Genomic DNA, 25070 nt, shown 5'->3' with positions numbered 1-25070 from the left:
AAGTAAACAAGGCCCCGGGCGGTAGCTTCCTGAAGGTACCCGAATGGGTTAAGCGACGAAGTCGGGGCGTCGCTGACCGATCCCCAACACGGAGTCGATGGCCGCCACAGCACGGTCTGCCGCGCCGCCGTCGCCGTACGGGTTCACTGCCTTGGCCATCGCCGAATACTGTGCGTCGTCCCCCATCAAAGCGTTGACGGCGTCCACGATGGTTTGCTCGTCCGTCCCGATGAGCCGTGCGGTGCCTGCCGCCACGGCCTCGGGGCGTTCGGTGTTGTCACGCATCACCAGAACGGGTTTCCCGAGGGCCGGCGCCTCTTCCTGCACTCCGCCCGAGTCCGTGAGGACCACGTGGCACAGGCTCAGTAGCTTGGTGAAATCCAGGTAGCCGAGGGGTTCCGTGACGATGATGTTGTGGACGCCTGCGACTTCCGGCAGGACGGCCTCCCGCACGGCTGGATTCCGATGCATGGGAAGGACGATTTCCACTTCGGGGCACCGGTCTGCGATCCGCGCGAGCGCCTTGCCCACGCCCACCATGGCCTGGCCTAGGTTTTCTCGTCGGTGGAGAGTCACAAGCAGGATCTTGCGGCCCGAATCCGTCGCGGTCCGGAGCGCGGGTTCCGTAAACTCAACGTCCCGTTTGACGGTCCCAAGTAGCGCGTCGATGACCGTATTTCCGGTCACCGCGATGTTCTCCGCCGGAATGCCCTCGGACAACAGATTGTCCTTGCCCGTGGACGTGGGCGCGAGATGCAGCGTGGCGATTTGCCCGAGCAAGCGGCGGTTCGCTTCCTCTGGAAAAGGTGAATTCAGGTTGCCGCTGCGCAGTCCGGCTTCAAGGTGGACCACAGGAATTCCGTGGTAGAACGCCGCCAGCCCCGCGGCCATGGCGGTGGTGGTGTCTCCTTGGACCACTACCGCGTCCGGCCTGACCTCGCAGAGGACTTCCGTGACTCCCTGCAAGGTCTTTTCAGTGATCCCGGCAAGGGTCTGGCGGGGCTGGATGATGTTCAGGTCATGCTCCGGTTGGATGCCGAAGAGCGCGTTGACCTGGTCCAGCATTTCCCGGTGCTGCCCGGTCACTGCCACTGGGGCCTTGTAACGGCGGGTTGCACGCAAGGCATGGACCAGCGGCGCCATTTTGATGGCCTCCGGACGGGTGCCGTAAACGAGCAGGACGGTGCGGTTATCCAAATTTTCCCCCTGGGCTTGAGCTGCCGTCCGGAGATTAGCAACCGCCCAGCGCCCCGCCCCGGGGTACTCCCCATTTGGGTCAATCCCCTCCGAGGGACATGCCCCTCTTTGCTTGAACCAGTGGACATAACAGCACTATGTCCACTCCTCAAACCCAGGACAGCGCATGCTCAGGCGAATTGCGGTACCGAGGTGAGCGCAGCGCGCAACTCCCGGACCGCCGTCGGGCCTCCCGCGAGGAACCAGTCCAGGCCGTTGACGCGCACGACGTCGGTGTCCCCGCCGGCCGCGCGGACGATCGCCTTGCCGGGGAGCCAGTCCCACTCGGGGCAGCTGTGTTGGAACCAGCAGCCCAGTTCGCCGTCGGCCACGCGGCCGAGATCGCAGGATCCGGAACCGAACATGCGCAGTGAAGCTGCGGACACCGCCGCGGCGTGCCAAGGCATGGCGGCGCGGGGATCGGCGAGCCAGGTGGGGTGGATGTACGTCGCGGCACCGAGTTCACTGAGCGCTGCCCCCGACGGTCCCGGGATCCGTTCGCCGTTGAGCGTCGCGGGGTGGCCTTCGCCGCCGGTCCAGAGCTTGTCGAGCTCCGGTTGATAGATGGCACCGAGAATGACGTCGGCATCCGAGGCGCCCCCGTTTGATGCCGCGCCCTCGTGCTTCAAGGCGATCGCCGAGCACCAATACGTGGAGCCGTGCAGGAAATTGTAGGTACCGTCCACGGGATCGATCACCCAGGTGCGGCCGCTGCTTCCTGCCACCGAGCTTCCTTCTTCACCCAGGATGCCGTCGTCCGGGCGGCAACGGCGCAGTTGCTCAAGGACGTAGGCCTCAGCCGCATGGTCCGCGGCGGTCACCACGTCCGAAACCGATGTCTTCCGTTCCCCTTGCAAGCCGCCCATCCGCATCAGCAGGGCAAGCTGCCCGGCTTCCCGGACCAGGGCAGCAGCAAGTTCGTAGTCGTCGAGCGAAGGATCAAGTTCTGTGGCGGAGTGCCTGCCAGTGGTCATGGGTCCAGCTTATGTGGCGGGATAATGAATGACATGGCCAAGACCCCAGCCCAACGCATCAAGAAGCACGGCGCGAATGCCGCCGTCCCCCAGCACCACTTGCCGCCGGTGATCAATCCCACCACCCAGCGGTCCCCCGAGAAGGCCCAGAACAACGGCCGCCTCATAGTGATTGCCGGGGTCGTGGCCAGCCTTTTCCTGTTTTGGTACGTGCACCTGCTGACCCTGAACCAGATGACCCAGTTGTCCGGCGGCATGGCCATGCCCGATTCCCTCATCGGCGGGTTCTCGACCGGCTACGTCCATCAATTGCATGGCGCCATGACCGACGACGCCCGCGGACAGCTCAGCTACATCCACAAGACCGCCGGAACCCTGTTTCCGCTGATCTTCGGTTTCACCTGGCTTCTGCTCATCGGCACCAATGTGGCCGGAAAGGCACTGCGCTGGACGCTGTGGGCTGCTCCGCTGATGTTCGCGGTGGTCCGTTTGTGGAGCAACGTGGCGGTCGACGCCGCGCTGGGATCGGCAACGCCCGACGCCGGCCAGGTGGCTTTGGCTTCTACACTCACCGTCGCGGGCTGGGTACTGTTCCTGCTGAGCCTTTTGGCTGGCGGCGCGGCTGTGTTCCTGGGGCGCCAGCGTTCCAAGAAGAGCGCTAACAAAGGCGCCTAACAGGGGCCTGCGCCCGTGAGCACTACTCCTGTTCCGAACTCAGGCTTCCGAATCGCTCCCCGGCTCGAGCATCTCCCGGGCTTGGAGTGCACGCTGGTGGGCGCCGGCTTTGTCGAAGCGGTCGGCCGCTTCGACCAGACTTTCTTTCGCTGCCTGTTTGTTCCCGGTGCTGGCTTGGGCCCGCGCCATCAAGAGGTAGACCTCGCCCGCCATCTGCGCGGGCAGTTGGTCAGCGCGGCCCCTGATTTCGTCCAGCAGCTCAAGCGCCGCCCCCGCGTCTCCCGCCAGATAGTTCCAATGCGCGCGGTTGAGCCGAAGCAGGAGAATTTCCTCTTCGCTGCCCCCGACGACGTCCGTGGCAAGTTCGGCCCGTTCAATGCACCGCAGGGTGGCCGCATCTGCCACTTCCGCCGCCAGCCTCATCGCCGCCGACGCCTTGTTGAACTTGGCCCAGACATCAAGGTTCCGCGAAGGGGAAAAGGTTTCCGCTGCAAGCTCATGGTAGTGGAGCCCTTCATCGACTTTGTCACAGAGGAAGGCCACATTGCCGATGACCCAGTACGCCTTTCCGGCCAACTGGTCATCCATTTCATCGGAGATCCTCTCCGAGAGGGACAGGCATTCCTCCCAGGCCTCCCCAAGTTTTCCGGATTCGCCAAACGCCGCTATCAGTGCCTGCCGTGCGTGGACGTCGATTTCCATGTCCGCGTCATCATCGACCAAGCCGACGGCCGACGCCGCAGCCGAGGTGGCCATCTCCAGGAGCCCTTCACCCCGCAGGGAGTTCGCCATCAATATGAGTGCCCGGGCCCGGTGTTGGGGTGAAGCCACAGCCGACGGTGCCTCGGAAAGCGACCTCGCCAGCGCAGTGCTCGCAGCGAAATCACCTGCGTCGAGAAGATTCTCTGCTTGAAGGAAAGTCATGTTCCACCATCCGGCGGAATCACCCTCATCAAGGGCAATATCAGCAGCGGAGCGCGCACCATCGGCAGCCTTGGCGAAGTCGTGGCTGGCCCGGTGTCCTCTCGCCTGCAGTTCCGCGGCGGCGTACGACGGCGCAACCTTCTTTTCTCCCATGGCTCCATTATGTCTCTGAGACACTGCGTCAAGGGTGCGGCCGGGTAATTAGCACGATTTTGGGAGATGTGGACAAAGCACTGATGACACGGCGTGTCGTTACTCTTATAATGAGCGTGCTTCACTTCGTTCACTCCAGTCGCATCAGTCACATACCATCAGGAGCTTTCGCATGAAAAGAACTCTCGCTGCCCTCCTCGCGGCAGCAGCAATCTTGCTCGCCGGAATTACCGGCTCGGCAGCGGTGTCCGCCAGCAGCCAGAGCCCCTCACAGGATTCGTCCATAGCCACTGGCTGGTGGCCGAACTTCGCGCAGAACTCGGCAGAAGCCACTGGCTGGTGGCCGAACTTCGCGCAGAACTCGGCAGAGGCCACTGGCTGGTGGCCGAACTTCGCCCAGAACTCGGCAGAGGCCACTGGCTGGTGGCCCAACGCCACCACCCAGGGTTCCCCTGAAGCCACCGGTTGGTGGCCCAACGCCACCACCAACTCCACCCCCTCCAACTAGCTACACCTGAAAGGCACCGGACCTGAGGTCCGGTGCCTTTCTGTTGCTGCCTTTCCGCCGCCAGGAGGACGCGGGCTCAGGTGCCCCGGAACAGTTCCGCGAATTTTTCGGCTGCCATCGGCCGGCCAAAGTAATACCCCTGGCCACTGGCGCAGCCCAGGCGGGCAAGCTCGGCCGCCTGCTCTGCCGTTTCGATGCCCTCGGCAACGGCTTGCATTCCGCACGCATGAATGAGCTGGAGAACCGCCGCCACAAAGTTCCGTTCCTTCTCGTCAGTGCCCAGGCCTTGGATGAGGGAGCGGTCAATCTTGACCACGTTGACGGGAAGGCTGCGCAGGTAGCTGATAGACGAATATCCGGTGCCGAAATCGTCGATTTCCAAGCGGATACCCAGACGCCTGAGGCCGGTCAGGGAGTATTTGTCGATGTCGCTGCCGTTCACCGCCATTGACTCCGTGAGCTCGATGACCAGTTTTGATGCCTCCACTCCGGTTTCGGCGAGCACTTCCCGCACATGCTCGATCAATTCCAGGCTTTGCAATTCGGTCGTCGAAATATTGACCCGCATGCTGAAGTCTTCGTCCATGCCCGGGCCGTCCTGCCACTCGCGCAATTGCTGCATCGCACGCCGTAGAACCCAATAGCCGAGATCGATAATGATGCCAGTTTCCTCGGCCAGCGGGATGAACGCATCCGGCATCAACAATCCCCTGTCGGGGTGGTTCCACCGCACCAGCGCTTCAGCGCCTTCAATCCGCCCCGAGGCCAACTCGACAACAGGCTGGAAATGGAGGACCAGCTGATCTGTCCGGATGGCTTCACGCAGCTCCGAGATCATGAGTCCCTGGAGCCTGCGCGCGTACAACAAAGCCGGCTCGAAAACCCTGACGCTGCTCCCCTGCTCGGCCTTTGCCGCATACATGGCCGTGTCGGCTTCCATCACGAGGTCGTCCACGGACTGCCCTGGCTCGGCGACACGGAGCCCGATGCTGGTTCCACAGATGATCCGGACTTCGCCGATGTCGATGCTCTCACCCACGGCCCGAAGGATCCGCTTGGCAACGCCACGCGCATGCGCCGCATTGGATTTGGGCAGCATGACGGCAAATTCGTCCCCGCCGAGCCTGGCCACCATGTCCGTATCACGGACCGCGGCGAGCAGGCGCCTCGCAGTGACTTTCAAGACGGTGTCCCCGGCGCCGTGCCCCAAGGTGTCGTTGATCCCCTTGAATGAGTTCAAGTCCAAAACGAGCAACGCAGGTGGGAGCTCTCCCCGCTCGGATTCGACGAGTTCATGGTTCAGCGCCCTTTCGAGCGCCGTGCGGTTGGCCAACTGGGTCAGCGGATCAGTGAGCGCCATCCTTTCGAGTTCGATCTGGGCCTCGCGAAGCATGGCAGTTCGGCTTTCGACCCGTTCCTCGAGCTCCTGGTAGATGGCCTGAAGATCGTCCGCCATGAGGTTGATCCCGGTAATCACAGCAGCCACTTCGTCCCGCGGGCCGGACACCGGGATCCTTGTGCTGAGGTCGCCGTCAGCAATCCGGACTACACCTTCAACAAGGGCAAGGAGTCGCGGGTCCTGGGGCTCACGCTGATTCACGGTGGTGCTCTCTCAACCAGTCACGGGCTTCTGCTTCTGAGGTGAAGAACTGCCCGGGAAGCGAGCCTGGCTTCGCACGCAGGAGAAAATGCGCGATCACGCGGTCCACCGGGCTCTCCCCCAAAAGGGCACATGCTGAAACGACCACGGAATTCGAGTAGGCCAGGCGAGCGTCGTCGGTGACAGACAGCACTCCGGTCACCCTGAGCAGAAGCGGGAGCCTGCGCCCGTCTGCAAACACACGAACGGCCGCCGCGGCCGCCCGGGCTTCCGGCGAGCGGACTACGCTGTTCGGCGGCAGGGTGACCTCGACAATCCCGTCCTCCGCCAAGTCAACGGTGATCTGGTCGGCCGGGGCCATCGCGTCTTCAGACGAAGCATCCAAGGCATCATCGGGAATCCGGGAATCCCGGGCGGGCAGTGTCTGGGAGCTCATCGCTGGGTCGCCTGCCGCCGTCGGGCGATCGGCCCGCGAAGGTCCCGAAGGCCACAACCCGACGGGTGGGATGCTGCCTTTATGGGGGATGTATCGCCTGCGTGTCCCGGACGACGCAGAACAAGCTGATGAGTCATGGGTCCTATGTTCTGCCGTGTCGGTCATCTAGTCTGCGCCAAACTGCATGGAACCCTCAGTCCGGCGCCATTCCGGTGAGTGCACTCATGATAATGCAAAGACTACCCACCCGCTGACACGAGGCTACCCGCGAAAACTCAGCGTTTTGCAAGCCGCGCCGCCGTTCGCCGTACTTCCCGGACCCTTTGCGCCACCACGAGACCAGCGGCGGAAAACCCGATCGTGGTGGGATATGCCATCAAGCGTTCCAGGGTTCCGGGGTCGGGGACGTCCATCCGGGTCAGGCCCCCTACTACGAGGGCGCCCAGTGTCACCGTTCCGCATGCCACGACGAACCAGCTCATGGCGGTATGGGGCAACCAGAGCAGCCCGAGGAGCAACAGGGCGAATGCTCCTCCGATGAAGAACATGAGGGCGCCCACAAGATGCAAGGGAGACCCAAGGTCTTCCGGCACAAACCCAACAACCACGGTTCCCAGCCCGGAGATACCCGTCAGGACCCGGACCGCGACGGCGGTGGGCCACGCCTTGCGGTAGGCGGCGCCTTGCAGGATCCGCACACCGGGACGGGCCGCAATGCATAGCAGCGCCGAACTGAGCAGCAACGCCCCGAACAGCATCCCAAGGCCCTGCACCACAAAGGAGGCGTTCATGAGCAGGTGCAGGGGCGAACAGACGTCGCGGTGCTCATAGATCCCGCATTTGAGCGCGCCAAGATCGCTGATGAACCCGGTCCGGCGATCGTAGGGCTCGGGACCCCGCCATGCTTCGATCACCGCCGATTCGGCCACGAAATACTGAACCACGCTCAGTTGGGCCCAGCCTCCGATGGTCGAGCGGATGGTGCCCAGCTCCGGGAGGTGGTAGCCGGAGGCGGCCGGCGCCGTCATCTGCTCTCTCATGCGGGCCAGCCTAGCGCCAGCCCACCAGCGTGCTGCTCCGCCCGTGTCGCAGGCGTCGCCGCGCCTGCGTCGGTGTTCGAGGGCTGCCCCGGCAGCTTGTATGCTTGTATGCGTGCCCGGCCAGCGGCTCCCAGGAGCTTCCAGCACGCGCACAGGCCCTCGTAGCTCAGTGGATAGAGCACGGCTCTCCTAAAGCCGGTGTCGTTGGTTCGATTCCAATCGAGGGCACTTGAAAGACCAGCTGCGCGAATCGTCTCCGACGCAAGACCTGCGGGCCTACCTGCTGGGCAGCTGGACCGTGGAACGGTCCCTGTGGGACCGGGCGGGCGGCACCCGCGGTACCTTCACCGGCGTCGTGCGCTATTCGGAAACCCCCGACGGCGGGCTCCTCCTTCGCGAGGACGGCACCATGACCTGGCCTACCCACACAGGCCCGGCCTTCCGCGAATACCTCCTGAGGCATTCTGGTTCCCTCGAAGCCATGGATGTCTACTTCCCGGATGGGAAACCGTTCCACCGCATGAGCTTCCATGACCACGCCAACGAGGACAGCCACTGGTGCGATCCCGATGACTACAAAGTCAATTACCTCTGGGGCGGGCAGGACGCTTTCAGCTACGCCTGGGACGTCCGCGGACCGGCCAAGGATTTGCTGCTGGAATCCCGGCTAAGGAGAGAGCTATGACCGGAAACAGTTCAACCAAGGACCTGATAGTCGTCAGCGCGGTCTGCGTGTACGACGACGCCGGACGGCTGCTGACGGTGCGCAAGCGTGGCACGGACAAGTTCATGCACCCGGGAGGCAAGCCCGAACCGGGTGAAACCGCGGCGGAGGCTGCATCCCGCGAGCTGGCCGAGGAAGTCGGAATCGACGTCGACCCGGCGGATCTGCAGCTCTTGGGGAGCTGGCTCGCCGTCGCCGCCAACGAGGCCGCGACGGACATCGAGGCCACCGTCTTCACCGCACCTGGCACGTGGGAAGCCCATCCTTCGGCTGAGATCGCGGAGATCCGCTGGTTGGATCTCTCTGCTGAACTTCCGGACGATTTGGCTCCGCTCCTGACGGACCACGTCCTGCCCTTGCTCGTGAAAAGATGAAGAACCAGTAGAGCTTTCAGGCTACCGGTGGCAAAGTTTGATTTAACTTAATTCACATCTGCATCGTCAGATCCAGCTGGGGGATCGCATGCAATCTCTTGAACAGCGCCGACGCGCCTGGGGAGACGTCGGGGCAGTAACCGACGGAGCACGGACACAGTTCCGTGACACTCCTGCCGAGGTCAAGGCGTACTCGACCGCGGGAATGGCCGGCTGGGCGGCACAACTGGGTTCTCCCGCTCCCGAGGCTCCGCGTTCCCGCAGGATGGCCAGGACCGGTGGGATAGCTGCGATCGCGGCGTTGGTCGTCTATTTGACGTGGCGGATCGCATTTACCATGCCTCTTGGGGGCGGGGATCTCGTCGTCGCGTGGACGCTGGTGACGTTTGAGGCCCTTCCGCTGATAGGCCTGGTCCTGAAGTCCATCACGCTGTGGAACATCGACTGTTATGCGCCGGAGCCGGTTGCCGAACCTCCCAATGGCATGAGGGTCGCAGTGCTGATCCCCACGTACAACGAACCTGTCGAAGTCCTTGCGCCCACCATCGCCGCGGCCTGCGCGCTTCAGCCGAGCCACGAGACATGGGTGCTGGATGACGGGGACCGCCCGTGGGTTGCCGAGATGTGTGCGGCTTTCGGCGCGAGGGTTGTCACCCGCGCGGAGCATGACCATGCCAAGGCGGGCAACATGAACCACGCACTGGAGCTGATGGCCGCGGAGGAAGCGGCCGGGAAGGATGCAATAGGCATCATTGCCGTGCTGGACTGCGACCACGTACCGCTGCCGACGTTCCTGACGGCCACCCTGGGGTGGTTCGCCGACGAGGAAGTCGCCCTCATCCAGGGGCCGCAAGCGTTCTACAACTCCGGAGCCTTCGACGACGACGGAATCTCCGGGGAGCAGGGGTTGTTCTTCAACGTCCTCATGCCGTCGCGCAACGTTCCTGGCGCAGGCCCGTTCTGGTGCGGATCGACCTCCCTGCTCCGGGTCAAAGCGCTTCGCGAAGTAGGTGGTGTTGCCACCGAGACCATCACCGAGGACATGCATACGACCCTCAAACTCATCCGGCTCGGGTGGAAGACCGTCTACCACCACCAGACCCTGGCAGTGGGCCTGGCCCCGGCGACAGCCGATCAATACCTGCTGCAGCGCCGGCGTTGGGGCATGGGCGCGATGCAGATCCTGACGTACGAGCGCCTCTGGGCCGCCAAGACCTGGATGACCTGGCGGAACTTCCACGAATACATCAACGGAACCTTATGGTGGCTGGAGGGCATTGCCACGTTGATTGCCTTCATCATCCCCATGGCGGTCATGGTTTCCGGCGCGCAGACCTCCACCGCCGGGCCCGTGGAGTTCACCCTTGCGTTCGCAGCCATGTTCTGGGTCCGTTTGTGGGGCGCCAAGAGACTCATGCGCCACCAGATCCACTGGCCGACGGCGTTCGCCCTGCGGATTTTCCGGGTTCCCGTCGGCATGGCTTGCCTGTGGTGGCTCGTTTCCCGGAAGTCCTTGGAGTTCCAAGTGACACCGAAAGGCGCTGCGGAACTCCGACTCCGCGGAAGGGCCCCGCGGATCCTCATTGTGCTGATCGTCATCGTGGCCGCGATAATTCTCTATGCGAGCGCCGGGGTCCTCGGCTGGGTGCCTTGGCGGACGAGCCCGGGCTCCACCATTGCCGCCGGCGTCTGGTTGGTACTGGCAGGGGTTGTCCTGGTGCTGGGGACACTCCGGATCCGAGCCTCTGAATTCGCCACCTCGCGCAGGAGCGCCCACCGGGTTCCCATCAAGGTGCCCGTCACGGTTGCCGGGACCCCTGGCCAACTGCTGGACATCTCCATGGGGGGCGCCGCAGTCCGGGTCGGGGCCGATGCGTTGCCGGAATCCGGCCGTGTCCTTTTGGAACTCCCGGGAGCCGCACAGATTCCCCTAGATGTAGTCCGGATCTGGTCAAGTTCGAAGGGAGAGCACACCGCTTCGCTCCGGGTTCGTGACCAGGACTGGGAAGCGTATCGCAGGCTCTCACTCTGGCTGTTCCACACCCCCGATGATGTTCTTCCCGGCTTTCCCCCCGGCGTCCCTGCCGTCGCAACCCGGGAGTCGGCATGAGCGGCCGCAGCCTGCCGAAGCCCAACCTGGCCTGGACAGTCATCGCCGCCGGTGCGGCGGTCGCTGTCCTGGCGATCGTCCTGGGAGCAAACCAGGGGACGTCCGCGGCGCAGTCCGCCGGGGATCTCGCCATCCTGGCGGCCGCGCTGCTCGCCACAGTCAGTTGTGCCCGGGCTGCACGGCGCAAAGACGAAAGCTCCCGCGCGTGGTGGGTCATGGCCCTGGCAACGATGGTCTGGACAACCGGCCAATCCATCTGGACCTTCTACGGGCTGACGCTCGACCATGACTATCCCTACCCCTCCATAGCCGACGCCGCATTCGTGGGCTATTCGATCCCGGCCGGGATCGCCCTCTACTTGTTCCCCCGGCCACGCGTTTCCCGGGTCGCTTTCGTGCGCGGACTCCTGGACGCGGCAGTGATCGCAGCCGCCGTGCTGTTCATGAGCTGGGCCACCGTGCTCGGATCCATGTACAAGGCCGAGGGGCAGGACCTCCTCGTCCATCTCACGGGCCTTGCCTATCCGATTGCCGATATCGTGATGGTCTCCATCGTCCTCATGCTCACCATGCGCAGGTCACCCGGGGAGCGCCTCAGATGGGTCTGCCTGGGCGGCGGACTCCTCATCCTGGCGTTCACCGACAGCACCTATGTGAAGCTGACGTCCGACGGCGTCACGGGGCTCACCGGAACTCCGCTGGCCACCGGCTGGATCGTTGCCTTCCTGCTGATCGCCCTCGCCCCACTGGTCCCCTACGCCCCGCGTCCCCGGACGGACGGGCGCCTCTACACCCTGGCGTTGGAACTCCTCCCCTACGTCCCCGTCTTCGGAGCCGTCATGGTGGCGCCCATACGGACCGGGCGGCCCAGCGACCCCTTCCTCCAGACCGTCGGACTCACCGTGTTGGCCCTCGCCGTCACGCGCCAGATCCTCATGATCCTGGAGAACATCAACCTGACACGGGATCTCGAATCCAAGGTTGCCGAGCGCACTGCGGAGCTCGAAGGCCTCGGCGCGATCGTGAACTCCTCCGCGGACGCAATTGTGGGCAAGACCCTCGACGGTGTCATCACCAGCTGGAATCCCGGCGCCGAACGGATCTACGGCTACAGCGCCGCGGAGGCAATCGGCAGGGATGTTTCCTTCATCATTCCGGAAGATCTTCAGGACGAGGAAAGAGATCTCATGGCGGCCATCCGGGCCGGCGGAGAAACCCACAGCCACGAAACAACCCGGGTCCGCATCGACGGTTCCATCGTTCCGGTCTCATTGACAATGTCCCCGATCCGCGGCACCGGCGGCATCCGCGGAGTCGCCACGATAGCCCAGGACATCACTGAACGCAGGATCGCCCAGGCCGAGTTGGTGACCGCCCGGGAAGCCGCCGAGGAGGCCAGCCGCTTGAAGTCGGAGTTCCTCGCGACGATGAGCCATGAGATCCGCACACCGATGAACGGTGTGATCGGGCTGACCGGCCTGTTGCTGGACACCCCTTTGGAGGAAACCCAGCGCCAATATGCCGAGGGCGTCAAGGGTGCGGGCGAAGCCTTGCTGACCCTGATCAACGACATTCTGGACTTCTCGAAACTCGAAGCCGGAAAAGTCGATCTGGACCCTGCGCCCTTCAATCCACGCACCCTCGTGGAAGAACTCGCAGTCCTCCTTGCCGAAGCAGCACAGGCCAAAGGCCTGGAGCTGATTGCGTACTGCCGGCCGGAGGTTCCGGCGATGCTGGTGGGCGATGCTGGCCGCATCAGGCAGATCCTGCTCAATTTGGCCTCAAACGCCGTGAAGTTCACTCCCTCGGGGGAAGTCGTCATCAGCGTGAAGGTCGTGGAACAAGAATCCGCGAACGTGCGGGTACGTTTCGAAGTCCGTGACACCGGAATCGGGATCGAGGAGGCAGACCATCTCAGGCTCTTCGAGTCGTTCTCGCAAGCCGACGCCTCAACCACCCGGCGGTACGGCGGAACCGGACTTGGGCTGGCGATCTCGCGGAGGCTTACCGAGGTGATGGGCGGCGAGATCGGGGTGGACAGCTCCTTGGGCAACGGCAGCACCTTCTGGGCCACCCTTCCCTTGGCCGTGAGCGGAGCCGCGGCCGCTCCGCCGTCGATCTCGCCCGACCAACTCACGGGACTCCGGGTCCTCGTGGTGGATGACAACTCGACCAACCGGCTGGTGCTCCAAGCACAATTGGCGGGCTGGCGGATGAATCCGGAGGCTGTCGGCGACGCCCAAAAGGGCTTGGACCGTTGCCGCGAAGAGGCCGCCGCCGGACGTCCCTTCGACATTGCGGTGCTCGACATGTGCATGCCGGACATGAACGGGTTGGAGCTGGCCCACAAATTGAGCACCGACGTCGCACTGGACTCCACGCGGATCATCATGCTGACCTCCACCATGAATGTGGACAAAGCCGAACTCGTGGCCGCCGGGGTCCAGGAGTGGCTGACGAAGCCCGTGCGTAGCTCCGAGTTCTACGACCGCCTCATGCGTCTTGTGGCGGCCCGGCCGCTCCCGGCTCCCGCGGTTTCTCCAGCAATCCCCGTGACCATCAGCCAGCCTTCGCGCGGCCTGATTTTGGTCGTCGAGGACAACGAGGTCAACCAGCTCGTGGCCCGCAGCATGGTCGCGAAGCTCGGGTATGAGGCCGACGTCGTAGCCGACGGCAGCGAAGCCGTTGCCGCTACTGCTGCCACAGAGTATGCCGCGGTCCTGATGGACTGCCATATGCCCGTCATGGACGGATTCGAGGCCACCAAGGCCATCCGGGCACGGGACGATGGCCGCAGGAGGCTCCCCGTCATTGCCATGACCGCAGGCGCCCTGGATGAGGACCGTGAGCGCTGCCTTGCGGCAGGCATGGACGACTATTTGACCAAACCGGTGGACGCGGGCAATTTGGAGCGGGTTCTCTCGCGATGGATACCCGAAACATCGAAGGAAAGTGCCCTCGACCCCGCGAGGCTCGAAACGTTGCGTGACCTCGGCCCGGCAGACGGACTGGGGTTGCTGCCTGCCGCGGCCCAAGCCTTCAGGCAAGACATCCAACCGAGCCTGCAAGCGCTCCGCCAGGCTTTGGACGCCGGAAGCGGAGATGCTTTCAGGCAAGTGGCCCACAAATTGAAAGGCGCCGCAGCCAACATCGGAGCAGCCCGCGCGGCCCGGATGTGCGAGGAATTGGAACGCAGCTCATCAAACGGCAAGCCGGTCGATCCCGCGCTCCTGGCCGGCCTTGAAACGGAACTTGCCCTCGTTGACAAAGCGTTGGACCATGCCCTGTCGGTGACCTCGTGAAGGTCCTGGTGGCGGACGACGACTTCGGTTCGCGTCTGGTGGCGAAAGCGGCAGTGGAGCAGTCCGGCCACGAATGCATCGTGGCCGCGGATGGCAGCTCCGCTTGGGAGCTGTACAGGCAACACCGGCCGCAAGTTGTCGTGACCGACCTGATGATGCCGGGGCTCAACGGGCTGGAGCTCTGCCGCGCCATCCGCAGCTCGGAAGAGGATTCATACACATACCTTGTCCTTGTCACCTCGAAGGATTCACGCGAGGACGTCGTCGCGGGCATGCAGGCCGGTGCCGATGACTACGTGGCCAAGCCCCTTGACCCTTTCGCCTTGCATACCCGGCTGCTGGTGGCGCAGAGGGTGACTTCGCTGCATACGGATCTTGCCCGCTACCGTGCCGCCCTCGCGGAGCAAGCGCGCACCGATCCCCTGACGAAACTCCACAACCGGCTGAAGCTCTCGGAGGACCTGGAACAGTTGCACCAGAGATGCGCCCGATACGGGACGGATTACAGCCTGGCGATCTGCGACGTGGACAACTTCAAGCGATACAACGATCTTTATGGCCACCAGGCCGGTGATCTCGCCTTGCAGTCGGTTGCGGCCACCCTTGCCGGCCAAGGGCGCGAAAGCGACGGAATCTACCGCTTCGGCGGGGAGGAATTCCTCTTCCTGCTGCCCGGCCAGACGGTATCCGGCGCAGAGACAAGGCTGGCACGCGCGCTGGAGGCCGTGCGGGACCTGGGCATTGCACACTCGGGAAACCCCTCGGGCACCCTGACCTTGAGCGCTGGTCTCTCGGCCTTTGTGCCCGACCACCGAGTCAGCAGCGAACGGCTCCTCAAAGAGGCCGATATGGCGTTGTACGCCGCCAAGTCCGCCGGCCGGAACCGCGTGGAAGTCGCGCCGGAAGTCCGTCAACACACCCGGAGCTAAGAGCCCGGCACCGCGTCTACAGTTCCGGAACAGCTTCCTGGGCCACCGCCGTCGCCTCGGCGAACTGCGTGTTGTACAGCTCGGCGTAGCGACCGTCCGCGGCGAGGAGCTCTGCGTGTGTGCCGCGCTCAACGATCGATCCGTCTTCCACCACCAGGATGACGTCGGCGGCCCGGATGGTGGAGAGCCGGTGGGCAATCACGACGGCGGTGCGTCCCTCGAGTGCCTCGCCCAAGGCCGCCTGGACCGCGGCTTCGCTGGTGGAATCCAAGGCAGCCGTGGCTTCGTCCAGGATGACGACCCTCGGTTGGGCGATGAGGAGGCGTGCGATGGTGAGCCGCTGGCGTTCCCCGCCGGAAAGGCGGTAGCCGCGCTCCCCCACTACGGTTTCCAGTCCATCCGGCAAGGAGCGGACCATGGCTTCGAGCCGGGCGCGCCGGAGCACGTCCCACATTTCCTCGTCCGTCGCGCCGGGCCGGGCCAAGCGCAAGTTGGAGGCAATGCTTTCATGGAAGAGGTGGCCGTCCTGCGTGACCATGCCCAGGGTCGCCCGGAGGGAATCGAACGTTGCGTCCCGGATATCCAAGCCGGTACCTCGCCCGTGCCCGCCCAAGCGCACGGCGCCGGAGTCGACGTCGTACAGGCGTGACAGCAACTGGGCCACAGTGGACTTGCCCGCGCCGGAGGACCCGACGAGCGCCACGGTTTGCCCGGGCTCCACGCGGAAGCTGATCCCGTGCAGGACCTCCTCGCCGCCGCGGGTATCAAGCGTCGCCACTTCCTCCAGCGACGCAAGGGAGACTTTGTCCGCGGACGGATAGGCGAAACGGACGTCGTCGAACTCCACTGCAACGGGTCCCGAGGGCACCGCGACGGCGTCGGGCTTCTCCTGGATGAGCGGCTTGAGATCCAGGATCTCGAACACCCGCTCGAAGCTGACCAACGCGCTCATGACCTCAACATGGGCACTCGACAGTGCGGTGAGCGGCGCATAGAGACGGGTGAGCAGCAGCGCCAGCACGACGACGTCGCCCGCCGCCAGCTGCCCGCTCAGCGCAAGCCAACCGCCCAGTCCGTAAACGAGGGCGAGGGCCAAGGCGGAAACGAGGGTCAGTGCGGTGATGAACGTGAACTGCAGCATCGCGGTGCGGACACCGATGTCCCGCACACGGCCGGCGCGCAGGGCGAACTCGGCGGACTCTTCGTCCGGGCGGCCGAACAGTTTGACGAGCGTGGCGCCGGGGGCGGAGAACCGCTCCGTCATTTGGGTTCCCATGGCCGCGTTGTGGGACGCGGCTTCGCGACGGAGGTCGGCAAGCTTGGAGCCCATGCGGCGTGCGGGGATGAGGAAGATCGGCAGTAGCACCATCGCGAGGACGGTGACGAGCCAGGACGTGTTGAGCATGACAATGAGGGTCAGTGCCAAGGACACGACGTTGCTGACCACCCCGGAGAGCGTGCCCGCGAACGCCGACTGGGCTCCGATGACGTCGTTGTTGAGCCGGCTGACGAGGGCTCCGGTACGGGTCCGGGTGAAGAAGGCGATGGGCATGCGCTGGACATGGTCGAACACCCGGGTGCGCAGGTCAACGATCACGCCTTCGCCGATCACGGAAGACAGCCAACGGGTCAGCAGTCCCACTCCGGCGTCGGCGACGGCCACAGCCGCGATGAGCGCGGCCAGCCCTACCACGACGTCCACGCCTGCATGGGCGATGATCGCGTTCACCACCCTGCCGGCCAGCACCGGGGTGGCCACGGCAAGGAATGCACCGGCAATGGAGGCCAGCACGAAGGCGATCAGCTTGTTGCGGTGCGGTTTCGCGAACGCAAGCACGCGCTTGATGGTTTCCCGGGAGAACGGCTGGGAGCCGCTCTTGGCCCGGGTGATGTTGTAGAGCGAGCGCCAGGCGACGCCATCCATGCTCATGGCTTGTGATTCCCCATTCCGGAAGTGTGGTGCAGTTCGGTCACGGTGCCGTTGTCAAGATGCCAGCGGGAATCGAGCCGGACGTTTTCGAGCAAGCGGCGGTCGTGCGTGACCAGCAGGAGCGCGCCTTCGTAGCCGTCGAGGGCTTCCTCGAGCTGCTCGATCGCCGGCAAGTCGAGGTGGTTGGTGGGCTCGTCCAGGACCAGCAGGTTGACCCCGCGGGCCTGCAACAGCGCGAGCGCCGCGCGGGTGCGTTCGCCCGGGGACAAGGAATCCACGGTCCGGGAGCTGTGGTCCGCTTTGAGGCCGAACTTGGCCAGCAGGGTGCGGACATCCGCGGAGTTCCACTCGACCAGGACGGATTCGACGGCGTCTGCCAGGGCGAGGTGCCCGGCCAGCAGTCCCCGGGCTTGGTCGATCTCACCGATCGCCACGGATGCACCCATTGAGGCGTCTCCGGCGTCGGGCTCTTGAATCCCGAGCAGCAGCCGCAGGAGCGTAGACTTTCCCGCGCCGTTGGGTCCCGTGATGCCAATGCGTTCGCCGGCATTGAGCTGGAGGTTGACGGGCCCCAGCGTGAAGTCGCCCTGGTGTGCCACGACGTCGCGCAAAGTTGCGACGACGGAGCTCGAGCGCGGAGCCTGGCCGATGCTGAACTGCAGCTGCCATTCCTTGCGTGGCTCTTCCACCTCGTCAAGCCGGGCGATGCGGGACTCCATCTGCCGGACTTTCTGGGCCTGCTTTTCCGAGGATTCGACGCTCGCCGCCCTGCGGATTTTGTCGTTGTCCGGGCTCTTCTTCATGGCGTTGCGGACGCCCTGCGAGCTCCATTCGCGCTGCGTCCGGGCCCGGGACACGAGATCCGCCTTGGTGTTGGCGAATTCCTCGTAGCGTTCGCGGGCGTGCCGCTTTGCTACCGCCCGCTCTTCGAGGAAGGAATCGTAACCGCCGTCGTAGACCGCCACGCTGTTCTGGGCCAGGTCCAGTTCCAGCACCTTGGTGATGCAGCGTGCCAGGAACTCGCGGTCATGCGAGACCAAGACGGCGCCGCCGCGAAGGCCTTGGACGAATGATTCAAGCCGGGCGAGCCCGTCAAGGTCCAGGTCATTGGTGGGTTCGTCGAGGAGCACGACGTCGAAGCGGCTCAGCAAGAGCGCCGCCAAGGCAACGCGGGCGGCCTGACCGCCGGACAGGCCCGTCATGAGGGCATCGGGACCCGATTCCAGGCCAAGTTCCGCCAGCACCGCCGGGATCCGGTCCTCGAGGTCCGCGGCACCCGATGCCATCCAGCGGTCGAAAGCCAAGGAGTACGCGTCGTCGGCCTCCGCGGTCCCGGCTGCGAGCCCTTCGGCGCCGGCCTCCATCTCGGCTGTGGCCTGGGCGCAGCCAGTACGGCGGGCAATGTAGGCGGCAACGGTTTCGCCGGGGGTGCGTTCGTGTTCCTGGGGCAGCCAGCCGACAAAAGCGTCGCTGGGAGCGAGGCTCACCGAACCTTCTTGGGGGCGGTCAGCTCCCGCAAGGATGCGCAGCAGGGTGGATTTCCCGGCACCGTTGGCACCAACGACGCCCACAACATCTCCGGGCGCGACAGTAAGGGAGAGCTTCGAGAACAAGGTGCGGTGACCGTGGCCGCCGGAGAGCTCTTTGGCGACAAGCGTTGCAGTCATTGGTCTATCCTCTCACTGCTCCGCTCCTGAGCGGAAAGGCCGGCCACGCGAAAGGGCGGCCGTGCGAATACCCTGCCGCGAAAAGACCGGGGCATGGAAGAACCCGCTGGTCCGTACTTGGGGGGTGTGCGGACCAGCGGGTTCGAGAATCAAGCATAATTCAATGTGCCCGCATCGTAAAATCGACCTCTCAGACCTGCCAGTCCTGCCAGTCCTGGCGGAAACCGTCCGCCAGAAACCGTCTTCCAGTCACCGTCCATCAGAAAGTGGTTCATGTCCCTCCCTTCCAAGGCGTTCCAACGCTGGCTGCACGGGATCGCCCCGAACACCAGCACGGCCGATGTCTGCCGTTTTTCGGGAGTGAAACGCACCACGCTGGCCCAGCAATTGGTCCGCGGCAAGGTGGCCGAGAGTTCGCTCGTGAGCATCAGCCGGGCCTTCGACATGAATCCTTTCGATGCCTTGGCACAATTCGAGGCCTACGCGGCGCTTCGCGGGACTCCGGTTCCGCCCACTGACGCGGAACTCGTCAGCCAGGTCTCCACCATGGATCTGCTGCGTGCAGTTGTCGAGCGCGAGGAGCCCAGGGAGGGCGTCGCGCCCTTGGTCCTGGCGGAGACCCCGCACGCGAGTTCAGTCAGGAACTGGGTGGACGCGATCGACGACGGCGAGCTGCGCCACCGGGTGAGCGACGCCACCGGGATCGCACCGCAGAACTTCTCCGCGCACCTGACCGCCAACCGGCTGCCCCCGGAACTGGCCTTGGCAACGTCCCGGGCGGCCGGCGTCGGACCGGCCGGAGGCCTCGTAGCCAGCGGCCTCGTCACTGAGGCCGAAGCAGGATGGCCCCCCGGAGCGCGGCGGGACGCCCTGGACAGGATGACGGAAGGCGAACTAGCCCTGCTCGCCGGAGAACGGCTGCAAGCCCTGGGCAAGGCCCTGCGCCGCCATGAGCACGAGCTCGACCACACCAACAGAATCTGGGAGAACCTGGGATGACCACCGTGTTGGCGTGGGCCACGCTCTCCATTTGGCTCATTTTGACGGCCATTCGCATTCCCAGCGCCGTACGGGGCGAGAACCGGATGATGTTCGTCCTGTTCGCACTGATTTCCCTCGACATCCTCCTCAGCATCGAGGAACCCTACTTGCTGATTGACGGGTGGCTCGGCAACTTCAACCTCGGCAACCTGCTGCTCCGGTTCATGCTCTACGGAACGTTCCTGCTCATGGGCATCAAGGTGGCCAGGGCCTTTGGCTCAGCTAGCGGGGAACGTGCCATCCGGGGGCCGGTTGGCCTGGCCGTTTTGGGAGCAACCGGGGTCCTCACGGCCTTCTTTTTCTTCTCGATGGACACCCGGGACTCCACTGTCGGCCTGAATGACCTGGACCAGGGGCCGGCCCTTGATCTCTATGCGGCCTTGGGCAGGTTCTACCCGGGCTATGTTGCCGTATGCCTCATCCCGGGCATCTGGCGGTCCGTTCGAGGTTCCGGTCCCGTTCTGCTCCGGGCCGCCTCTGCGACACTGCTCCTGGGCCTTGCTTTGCTGACGGTTTCGCAGGTCTTTCCGCTCATCCCGCTATCGAATACGTGGCTGCGTCCGCTTATCAATTACTCTGCCGCTCTGGCCACTGCGCTTGGCTTGGGAGGCATTTGGCTGTCAAAAACCGTTGCCAGGCGGACTAGCCGCACGGTAATTTAAAAACATACCGCGTAACCTCTTTCATAAATCCATTATATCGTGCCATAATTATGAATGTGTGAAGGCGACGCAGCCTGACCTTTGAATCAATGAACGGGTTTCCAAGGTTCGTGGCGCGTGCGGAAGCACTTTTGGGGGGATGAGTGGTGGCGGGCTGTTGGGGACCGCCCCCACTCAGCCTTTTAAGCGTCCTTTCGGGCACCGCCCGCAGCACCCCAGTCCGGTCCCGTGACTAAGATGGCTTTCATGAAGAGCCTGCCCACTCGCCGCACAGCACTGTCCGCAACCCTTGCCGCCGTCGCGCTGGCACTGTCCGCTTGCGGCGGCGGCTCATCGCCGTCGTCGACGTCGGGTGGAGACACCTCGCTGTCCGCCATCAAGTCCAAAGGCGAGATCGTTATTGCCACGGAAGGCACCTACCGGCCCTTCAGCTTCCATGAGAACGGGGCAGGTCCACTGACGGGCTTCGACGTCGAAATCGCCCAGGCCGTGGCCGCCAAGCTCGGAGTAAAGGCGACATTCCAGGAAACCCAGTTCGATGGCATCTTCGCGGGCCTCGATTCCAAGCGCTTCGACACGATCGCCAACCAGATCTCCATCAACCCTGAGCGCACAGCCAAGTATGACTTCTCGGCGCCGTACACTATCTCCAATGGCGTCGTCGTGACCAAGTCCGACAACAACTCCATCAACAGCTTCGCCGATCTCAAAGGCAAGACCACCGCCCAGTCACTGACCAGCAACTTCTACAAGATGGCAGTTGACGCAGGCGCCAACGTCCAGTCCGTCGAAGGCTGGGCGCAAGCCGCCACCCTGGTCCGCCAAGGCCGCGTCGACGCAACCGTCAACGACAAGCTGACCTACCTCGACTACGCCAAGAGCACCCCGGACTCCGGTTTGAAGATCGCCGCGGAGACCACCGACAAGACCCAAAGCGCCATGGTCTTCCGCAAGGGATCAACCGAACTCAAGGCCGCAGTGGACAAAGCCCTGGCGGACCTTCGAGCCGACGGAACCCTGGCCAAGATCTCCCAGAAGTACTTCGGCGCAGACGTTACCAAGTAGCCGGCGGCCAAACAGATGACCTTCAACTGGGACCTCGTCTGGAGTTCCTTCGGGCCAATCATCGGCGGCGCCGTCACGGGCACCATCCCCCTGACCTTGGCCTCGTTCGCTTTTGGCCTGGCATTGGCGCTCCTCGTCGCGCTCTTGCGCTTGAGCCCCAACAGCTTGCTCTCCGGCATCGCACGCTTCTACGTCTCGGTGATCCGCGGGACCCCCCTGCTGGTGCAGTTGTTCGTGATCTTCTATGGCCTCCCAAGCATCGGCGTGAAGCTGGAGCCGTGGCCCAGCGCCATCATCGCGTTTTCGCTCAATGTGGGTGGCTACGCGGCCGAGGTCATCCGCGCGGCGATCCTGTCCGTGCCCAAGGGCCAATGGGAGGCCGGGCACACTATCGGAATGTCGCGGCCGCAAACGCTCGTGCGGATCATCCTCCCGCAAGCGGCAAGGGTCTCGGTGCCTCCACTGTCCAACACCTTCATTTCCCTCGTGAAGGACACCTCGCTGGCTTCGCTCATCCTCGTCACCGAGCTTTTCCGCAACGCCCAGCAGATCGCCGCGTTCAGCCAGGAATTCATGATCCTGTACCTCGAGTCCGCCTTGGTTTACTGGGTCATTTGCCTCGTCCTCTCCACGGGCCAGTCCGCCCTGGAGCGCAGATTGGACCGTTATGTCGCCCACTGAGCCCAGCAACGCCGCCCAAGGGAACTCCGGGCTGGTGCTGTCCGCCCGGGACCTCGCCAAAGCTTTCGGCAGCAACAAGGTGCTGCGCGGAATCGACATCGATGTCCGCCGCGGGCAGGTGGTCGCCTTGATCGGGCCGTCCGGTTCGGGCAAGACGACGGTCCTGCGCTCGCTCAACGGCCTCGAAGTGCCCGACGCCGGCACGGTCACCTTCGGGGACGCCGACGCCGGTACGGTCCGGGGGTCCGGCGCGGGACTGAACCTCGATTTCGCCGGCACCGTCGGGAAGCGGGAGATCGCCGCCCTCCGGGACCGTAGCGCCATGGTGTTCCAGCACTACAACCTGTTCCCGCATATGACGGTGCTCAAGAACATCATCGAGGGACCGCTCCAGGTCCAGAAGCGTCCCCGGGCGGAAGTCGTGGCAGAGGCCGAGCGGCTCCTGGCCCGGGTAGGCCTCGCAGACAAGCGGGACGCCTACCCCTTCGAGTTGTCAGGCGGTCAGCAACAACGCGTGGGAATCGTGCGCGCATTGGCCCTGAAGCCACAACTTCTGCTCTTCGACGAGCCCACCTCAGCCCTGGACCCGGAGCTCGTGGGTGAAGTGCTCGGTGTCATCAAGGAACTCGCCGACGAGGGGTGGACCATGGTGATCGTGACTCATGAGCTCGCCTTCGCCCGCCAGGTTGCCGATGAAGTCATCTTCATGGACGGCGGCGTGGTGGTGGAACGCGGTCCCGCCGCGGAGGTCTTGCGGGAGCCGCGGGAGGAACGTACCAAGCAATTCGTCAAGCGCCTCCAGCACGACGTCTGACCCTCCCTCCCAACTAGTCCCCACCGCCACCCTCGCCTCGCAAGCTTGGCCAGGGAACCCTGGCGGCGTGGGCCCACGCATTTGTTGTCGTTTTGGGCCTCCTAAACGACAACAACTGCGAGCCAGTTGGGTGGGGCTGCCCGCTCATTGGTGCAGATGGTAGACGGTGCTGCTACCGACCGTTGTGGACGGGAACGTTGCTTCGACCCACTGGGTGATGGCCGACGACGTGCCGTTCCCGCCTGCCCGTCCCAGGCCACCCGGACCCCCAAAGGGACTGCCCGGGACGAAATAGGAAATTTGTCCCGTGGCAACCATTTGCTTGAACTGGTCCAGGGTCGGAAACGGATCAGAACCACTGAATCCGCCAATGGCCATCACCGAAGTATTGGAACCAAGCTCAAGGGCGGCTGCACTGTTCGCCCCGACCGTGGCGGCAGACCACTTCGTCTTCGTCGTCTGCAGAAGGGTATTCACGGCGGAATTTCCGAGGGGCTCGGTGAATCCCCCTGCCGCGGCCTGGGCGTTGGCGGGACCTGAACCACGGAAGCGGCCGAATGCCCCACCGCGCGAGGCTGCACCGGCCGGGCTGGTGATGCCGGCCAGCCCCATCGCCTGATTGTTCGTCCCTGAGTCCGGTCCGGCGGATGGCGATCCTCCCGTGTGGCCCGTCGCCGCAGTAGCTACGGTCCACGCACCCGTGCCAAGGCCAGCTGACAGGAGCGCCAGAATCGCCACCGCCACACCGGCCCTCCCAAGTCGGACCGGACCAGCCGCGATCAGGACGGCGCTCAAGACGCCCGCAGCGAGAACCGTCCAACGGAGCCACGGGAGCCACCCCGGGTCGCTGGACAGCAGAACGAAAGACCAGATCGACGTAAGCAGGACCGCCGACGCGAGCACGGCCCGGGACGCAGGCTGGGACCGGTGTTTCCAGAGTTGGACCCCAACGATGCCGATCACCGCGGCTACGGCAGGGGCAAGCTCAACCGTGTAGTACGCATGGATGGTGCCACTCATGAAGGAAAAGACGGCGGCGGTGATGACCAGCCACGTGCCCCACAAGACCAAGGAAGCGCGGATTGCGTCGGTTCTCGCCGCCCTGCGCGTGAACCATAATCCTGCCGCAAGGAGGAGCAACGCGGTGGGCAGTAACCACGCCACTTCCGCGCTGAACTCGCCGCCGAACAGGCGGAGGATGCCGGGAGGGCCACCAAAGGAAAATCCGCCTCCGCCGGGTACGGCGCCTCCGGGCTCCGCGCCGATGCCACCGGGATAACGGGCGAAGTCCGGTGCCGCACCCCCGGGGATCCCGTTGCCCCGTCCCACGATTCGGCTGAGCCCGTTATAGCCGAACACGAGTTCCCACAGGGAATTTCGCTGCGACCCCGCCATGTAGGGCCGCACGGATACCGGCGTGAGCTGGAAAACAAGTGCGTACGCGCCAGTGACCAGCGTGATGCCTCCTGCGGCGCCGAGCAAGTGCAGAAGCCTCTTCTTGAGGGGAACCGGGGCGGCCAATAGGTAGGCAAGTCCGAGCGCCGGGATGGTCATGAACCCTTCGAGCATTTTGCTCAGAAAGGCCAAGCCAATGAATGTGCCGGCCCAGAAAAGCAAGGCAGGGCTGGCCTTCTGGGTGGCGGTCACGGTCATCCAGGCGGCCACCATAAGGCAGAAGACCATCATGGCGTCGGGGTTGTTGAAACGGAACATGAGTGCGGCTACCGGCGTCGCGGCAAGCGCGGCTCCTGCAACAAGGCCTGCGGCCGGTCCCGCCGCCCGCTTAACGGCCAAGTAGAGCATCCCGACGGAAGCGATTCCCATGGCGGCTTCGGGCAGCAGCATGGTGAAGGAACTGAATCCGAAGACGCGTCCCAGCAGGGCGGGTATCCAGAACGCTGCGGGCGGCTTATCGACCGTGATGGCGTTCGATGGGTCCAGGGATGCGAAGAGCAACGCTGTCCAGTTCTTTGTCCCCGACTGGATGGCCGCCGCGTAGAAGGAATTGGCGTAGCCGGAGTTCGTCAGATTCCACAAGTAGACAAGCGCAGCTACCAGGAGGAGTGCCGCAGCCGAGGGCCGGACCCATCGCGCTTGCTTCTCGCCGAATGCCAGGCGCTCCCACCGTTTGGCAAAAACGGCCTCTCGGGAAGTGGCTGCGTTCCGGTCCCGGTCCGTAGGGCTGACTGTGATGGATTTGGAGCTCATTGTGTCTTTCACTTGAT

The 25070-nt window shown here is 64.3% G+C and carries 21 protein-coding genes and 1 tRNA gene; 13 read left to right on the top strand and 9 right to left on the bottom strand.

All coding sequences use genetic code 11. From position 1 onward, the window contains the following. Positions 1 to 48 precede the first annotated feature (48 nt). A complete protein-coding gene (wecB, locus tag ACFVTG_RS18105) occupies positions 49 to 1197 on the bottom strand; it encodes a non-hydrolyzing UDP-N-acetylglucosamine 2-epimerase (RefSeq protein WP_390282254.1) in 1149 nt (382 codons plus the stop codon). A gap of 170 nt (positions 1198 to 1367) precedes the next feature. Beyond that, complete coding sequence (locus tag ACFVTG_RS18100; RefSeq protein WP_284752425.1) at positions 1368 to 2210, bottom strand: inositol monophosphatase; 843 nt, start codon at positions 2208 to 2210, stop codon at positions 1368 to 1370. A gap of 33 nt (positions 2211 to 2243) precedes the next feature. Here ACFVTG_RS18100 and ACFVTG_RS18095 point away from each other — a divergent pair, with 33 nt between their 5' ends. Further along, positions 2244 to 2885, top strand: coding sequence for a hypothetical protein (locus ACFVTG_RS18095; protein ID WP_390282253.1), 642 nt, complete (start codon positions 2244 to 2246; stop codon positions 2883 to 2885). Between the two features lie 39 nt (positions 2886 to 2924). On the opposite strand, the gene ACFVTG_RS18090 is transcribed toward ACFVTG_RS18095, so the two are convergent. Next, the gene (locus tag ACFVTG_RS18090) at positions 2925 to 3962 is read right to left on the bottom strand and encodes a hypothetical protein (protein ID WP_284752421.1); all 1038 of its coding nucleotides are present in this window, start codon (positions 3960 to 3962) and stop codon (positions 2925 to 2927) included. A 172-nt stretch (positions 3963 to 4134) separates the two neighbouring features. Here ACFVTG_RS18090 and ACFVTG_RS18085 point away from each other — a divergent pair, with 172 nt between their 5' ends. Continuing rightward, complete coding sequence (locus tag ACFVTG_RS18085) at positions 4135 to 4470, top strand: hypothetical protein (protein WP_390282252.1); 336 nt, start codon at positions 4135 to 4137, stop codon at positions 4468 to 4470. 76 nt (positions 4471 to 4546) lie between these two features. Here ACFVTG_RS18085 and ACFVTG_RS18080 read toward each other — a convergent pair whose 3' ends face one another. From ACFVTG_RS18080 to ACFVTG_RS18070, 3 genes are all read right to left on the bottom strand, one after another. Further along, the gene (locus ACFVTG_RS18080) at positions 4547 to 6070 is read right to left on the bottom strand and encodes a putative bifunctional diguanylate cyclase/phosphodiesterase (RefSeq protein ID WP_390282251.1); all 1524 of its coding nucleotides are present in this window, start codon (positions 6068 to 6070) and stop codon (positions 4547 to 4549) included. After that, complete coding sequence (locus tag ACFVTG_RS18075) at positions 6057 to 6506, bottom strand: STAS/SEC14 domain-containing protein (protein ID WP_390282250.1); 450 nt, start codon at positions 6504 to 6506, stop codon at positions 6057 to 6059. Before ACFVTG_RS18075 ends, ACFVTG_RS18080 begins: the two co-directional genes overlap by 14 nt. A 275-nt stretch (positions 6507 to 6781) precedes the next feature. Continuing rightward, positions 6782 to 7546, bottom strand: coding sequence for a hypothetical protein (locus ACFVTG_RS18070; RefSeq protein WP_390282249.1), 765 nt, complete (start codon positions 7544 to 7546; stop codon positions 6782 to 6784). Positions 7547 to 7701: 155 nt separating this feature from the next. On the opposite strand from ACFVTG_RS18070, the gene ACFVTG_RS18065 reads away from it, so the two are divergent. The 6 genes from ACFVTG_RS18065 to ACFVTG_RS18040 all read left to right on the top strand — a co-directional run bounded on the left by ACFVTG_RS18065 (position 7702) and on the right by ACFVTG_RS18040 (position 14985). Further along, positions 7702 to 7774, top strand: a tRNA-Arg gene (locus ACFVTG_RS18065). 1 nt (position 7775) lies between these two features. After that, entirely contained in the window at positions 7776 to 8231 is a 456-nt protein-coding gene (locus ACFVTG_RS18060; protein ID WP_390282248.1) for a DUF6314 family protein, read from the top strand. After that, a complete protein-coding gene (locus ACFVTG_RS18055) occupies positions 8228 to 8644 on the top strand; it encodes an NUDIX domain-containing protein (protein ID WP_390282247.1) in 417 nt (138 codons plus the stop codon). The genes ACFVTG_RS18060 and ACFVTG_RS18055 overlap by 4 nt, the downstream gene beginning before the upstream one ends. An 88-nt stretch (positions 8645 to 8732) precedes the next feature. Beyond that, on the top strand, positions 8733 to 10754 hold the full coding sequence (locus ACFVTG_RS18050) for a glycosyltransferase family 2 protein (RefSeq protein ID WP_390282246.1): 2022 nt from the start codon (positions 8733 to 8735) through the stop codon (positions 10752 to 10754). Continuing rightward, positions 10751 to 14056 (top strand): response regulator, encoded by a 3306-nt coding sequence (locus tag ACFVTG_RS18045; protein ID WP_390282245.1) that lies wholly within the window; start codon positions 10751 to 10753, stop codon positions 14054 to 14056. Before ACFVTG_RS18050 ends, ACFVTG_RS18045 begins: the two co-directional genes overlap by 4 nt. Then, entirely contained in the window at positions 14053 to 14985 is a 933-nt protein-coding gene (locus ACFVTG_RS18040; RefSeq protein ID WP_284752413.1) for a diguanylate cyclase, read from the top strand. Before ACFVTG_RS18045 ends, ACFVTG_RS18040 begins: the two co-directional genes overlap by 4 nt. Positions 14986 to 15001: 16 nt before the next feature. On the opposite strand, the gene ACFVTG_RS18035 is transcribed toward ACFVTG_RS18040, so the two are convergent. Both ACFVTG_RS18035 and ACFVTG_RS18030 read right to left on the bottom strand, forming a co-directional pair. Continuing rightward, complete coding sequence (locus ACFVTG_RS18035; RefSeq protein ID WP_284752412.1) at positions 15002 to 16915, bottom strand: ABC transporter ATP-binding protein; 1914 nt, start codon at positions 16913 to 16915, stop codon at positions 15002 to 15004. After that, positions 16912 to 18582 carry an ABC-F family ATP-binding cassette domain-containing protein gene (locus ACFVTG_RS18030; RefSeq protein ID WP_390282244.1) on the bottom strand — a complete coding sequence of 557 codons (1671 nt, stop codon included), beginning with the start codon at positions 18580 to 18582 and terminating at the stop codon, positions 16912 to 16914. The genes ACFVTG_RS18035 and ACFVTG_RS18030 overlap by 4 nt, the downstream gene beginning before the upstream one ends. 273 nt (positions 18583 to 18855) lie before the next feature. On the opposite strand from ACFVTG_RS18030, the gene ACFVTG_RS18025 reads away from it, so the two are divergent. The 5 genes from ACFVTG_RS18025 (at position 18856) to ACFVTG_RS18005 (ending at position 22845) form a co-directional block, all read left to right on the top strand. After that, positions 18856 to 19581, top strand: a complete 726-nt coding sequence (locus ACFVTG_RS18025) for a hypothetical protein (protein WP_390282243.1) — start codon at positions 18856 to 18858, stop codon at positions 19579 to 19581. Further along, positions 19578 to 20285, top strand: a complete 708-nt coding sequence (locus ACFVTG_RS18020; RefSeq protein ID WP_390282242.1) for a hypothetical protein — start codon at positions 19578 to 19580, stop codon at positions 20283 to 20285. The genes ACFVTG_RS18025 and ACFVTG_RS18020 overlap by 4 nt, the downstream gene beginning before the upstream one ends. Positions 20286 to 20531: 246 nt before the next feature. Continuing rightward, positions 20532 to 21350, top strand: coding sequence for an amino acid ABC transporter substrate-binding protein (locus ACFVTG_RS18015; protein ID WP_390282241.1), 819 nt, complete (start codon positions 20532 to 20534; stop codon positions 21348 to 21350). Positions 21351 to 21365: 15 nt separating this feature from the next. Beyond that, entirely contained in the window at positions 21366 to 22031 is a 666-nt protein-coding gene (locus ACFVTG_RS18010; protein ID WP_284752407.1) for an amino acid ABC transporter permease, read from the top strand. Further along, positions 22018 to 22845, top strand: a complete 828-nt coding sequence (locus ACFVTG_RS18005; RefSeq protein ID WP_390282239.1) for an amino acid ABC transporter ATP-binding protein — start codon at positions 22018 to 22020, stop codon at positions 22843 to 22845. The genes ACFVTG_RS18010 and ACFVTG_RS18005 overlap by 14 nt, the downstream gene beginning before the upstream one ends. Positions 22846 to 22989: 144 nt before the next feature. Here the strand turns inward: ACFVTG_RS18005 and ACFVTG_RS18000 are convergent, their stop codons facing one another. Next, positions 22990 to 25053 (bottom strand): glycosyltransferase family 39 protein, encoded by a 2064-nt coding sequence (locus ACFVTG_RS18000; protein ID WP_390282237.1) that lies wholly within the window; start codon positions 25051 to 25053, stop codon positions 22990 to 22992. Positions 25054 to 25070: the final 17 nt, after the last annotated feature.

The sequence above is a fragment of the Arthrobacter sp. NPDC058127 genome, assembly GCF_042884555.1.
Lineage (GTDB): Bacteria > Actinomycetota > Actinomycetes > Actinomycetales > Micrococcaceae > Arthrobacter.
The sequence above is the reverse complement of the archived record's forward strand: the minus strand, read 5'-3'. Positions and strand labels throughout refer to the sequence as shown.

What these genes read in the sequence shown, in the direction of transcription:
- ACFVTG_RS18085 (WP_390282252.1), top strand. Translation starts at nt 4,135, where the DNA reads ATGAAAAGAACTCTCGCTGCCCTCCTCGCGGCAGCAGCAATCTTGCTC.
- ACFVTG_RS18045 (WP_390282245.1), top strand. Translation starts at nt 10,751, where the DNA reads ATGAGCGGCCGCAGCCTGCCGAAGCCCAACCTGGCCTGGACAGTCATC.
- ACFVTG_RS18050 (WP_390282246.1), top strand. Translation starts at nt 8,733, where the DNA reads ATGCAATCTCTTGAACAGCGCCGACGCGCCTGGGGAGACGTCGGGGCA.
- ACFVTG_RS18055 (WP_390282247.1), top strand. Translation starts at nt 8,228, where the DNA reads ATGACCGGAAACAGTTCAACCAAGGACCTGATAGTCGTCAGCGCGGTC.
- ACFVTG_RS18030 (WP_390282244.1), bottom strand. Translation starts at nt 18,582, where the DNA reads ATGACTGCAACGCTTGTCGCCAAAGAGCTCTCCGGCGGCCACGGTCAC.
- ACFVTG_RS18090 (WP_284752421.1), bottom strand. Translation starts at nt 3,962, where the DNA reads ATGGGAGAAAAGAAGGTTGCGCCGTCGTACGCCGCCGCGGAACTGCAG.
- ACFVTG_RS18025 (WP_390282243.1), top strand. Translation starts at nt 18,856, where the DNA reads ATGTCCCTCCCTTCCAAGGCGTTCCAACGCTGGCTGCACGGGATCGCC.
- ACFVTG_RS18000 (WP_390282237.1), bottom strand. Translation starts at nt 25,053, where the DNA reads ATGAGCTCCAAATCCATCACAGTCAGCCCTACGGACCGGGACCGGAAC.
- ACFVTG_RS18010 (WP_284752407.1), top strand. Translation starts at nt 21,366, where the DNA reads ATGACCTTCAACTGGGACCTCGTCTGGAGTTCCTTCGGGCCAATCATC.
- ACFVTG_RS18100 (WP_284752425.1), bottom strand. Translation starts at nt 2,210, where the DNA reads ATGACCACTGGCAGGCACTCCGCCACAGAACTTGATCCTTCGCTCGAC.
- ACFVTG_RS18015 (WP_390282241.1), top strand. Translation starts at nt 20,532, where the DNA reads ATGAAGAGCCTGCCCACTCGCCGCACAGCACTGTCCGCAACCCTTGCC.
- ACFVTG_RS18095 (WP_390282253.1), top strand. Translation starts at nt 2,244, where the DNA reads ATGGCCAAGACCCCAGCCCAACGCATCAAGAAGCACGGCGCGAATGCC.
- ACFVTG_RS18020 (WP_390282242.1), top strand. Translation starts at nt 19,578, where the DNA reads ATGACCACCGTGTTGGCGTGGGCCACGCTCTCCATTTGGCTCATTTTG.
- ACFVTG_RS18075 (WP_390282250.1), bottom strand. Translation starts at nt 6,506, where the DNA reads ATGAGCTCCCAGACACTGCCCGCCCGGGATTCCCGGATTCCCGATGAT.
- ACFVTG_RS18035 (WP_284752412.1), bottom strand. Translation starts at nt 16,915, where the DNA reads ATGAGCATGGATGGCGTCGCCTGGCGCTCGCTCTACAACATCACCCGG.
- ACFVTG_RS18070 (WP_390282249.1), bottom strand. Translation starts at nt 7,546, where the DNA reads ATGAGAGAGCAGATGACGGCGCCGGCCGCCTCCGGCTACCACCTCCCG.
- ACFVTG_RS18005 (WP_390282239.1), top strand. Translation starts at nt 22,018, where the DNA reads ATGTCGCCCACTGAGCCCAGCAACGCCGCCCAAGGGAACTCCGGGCTG.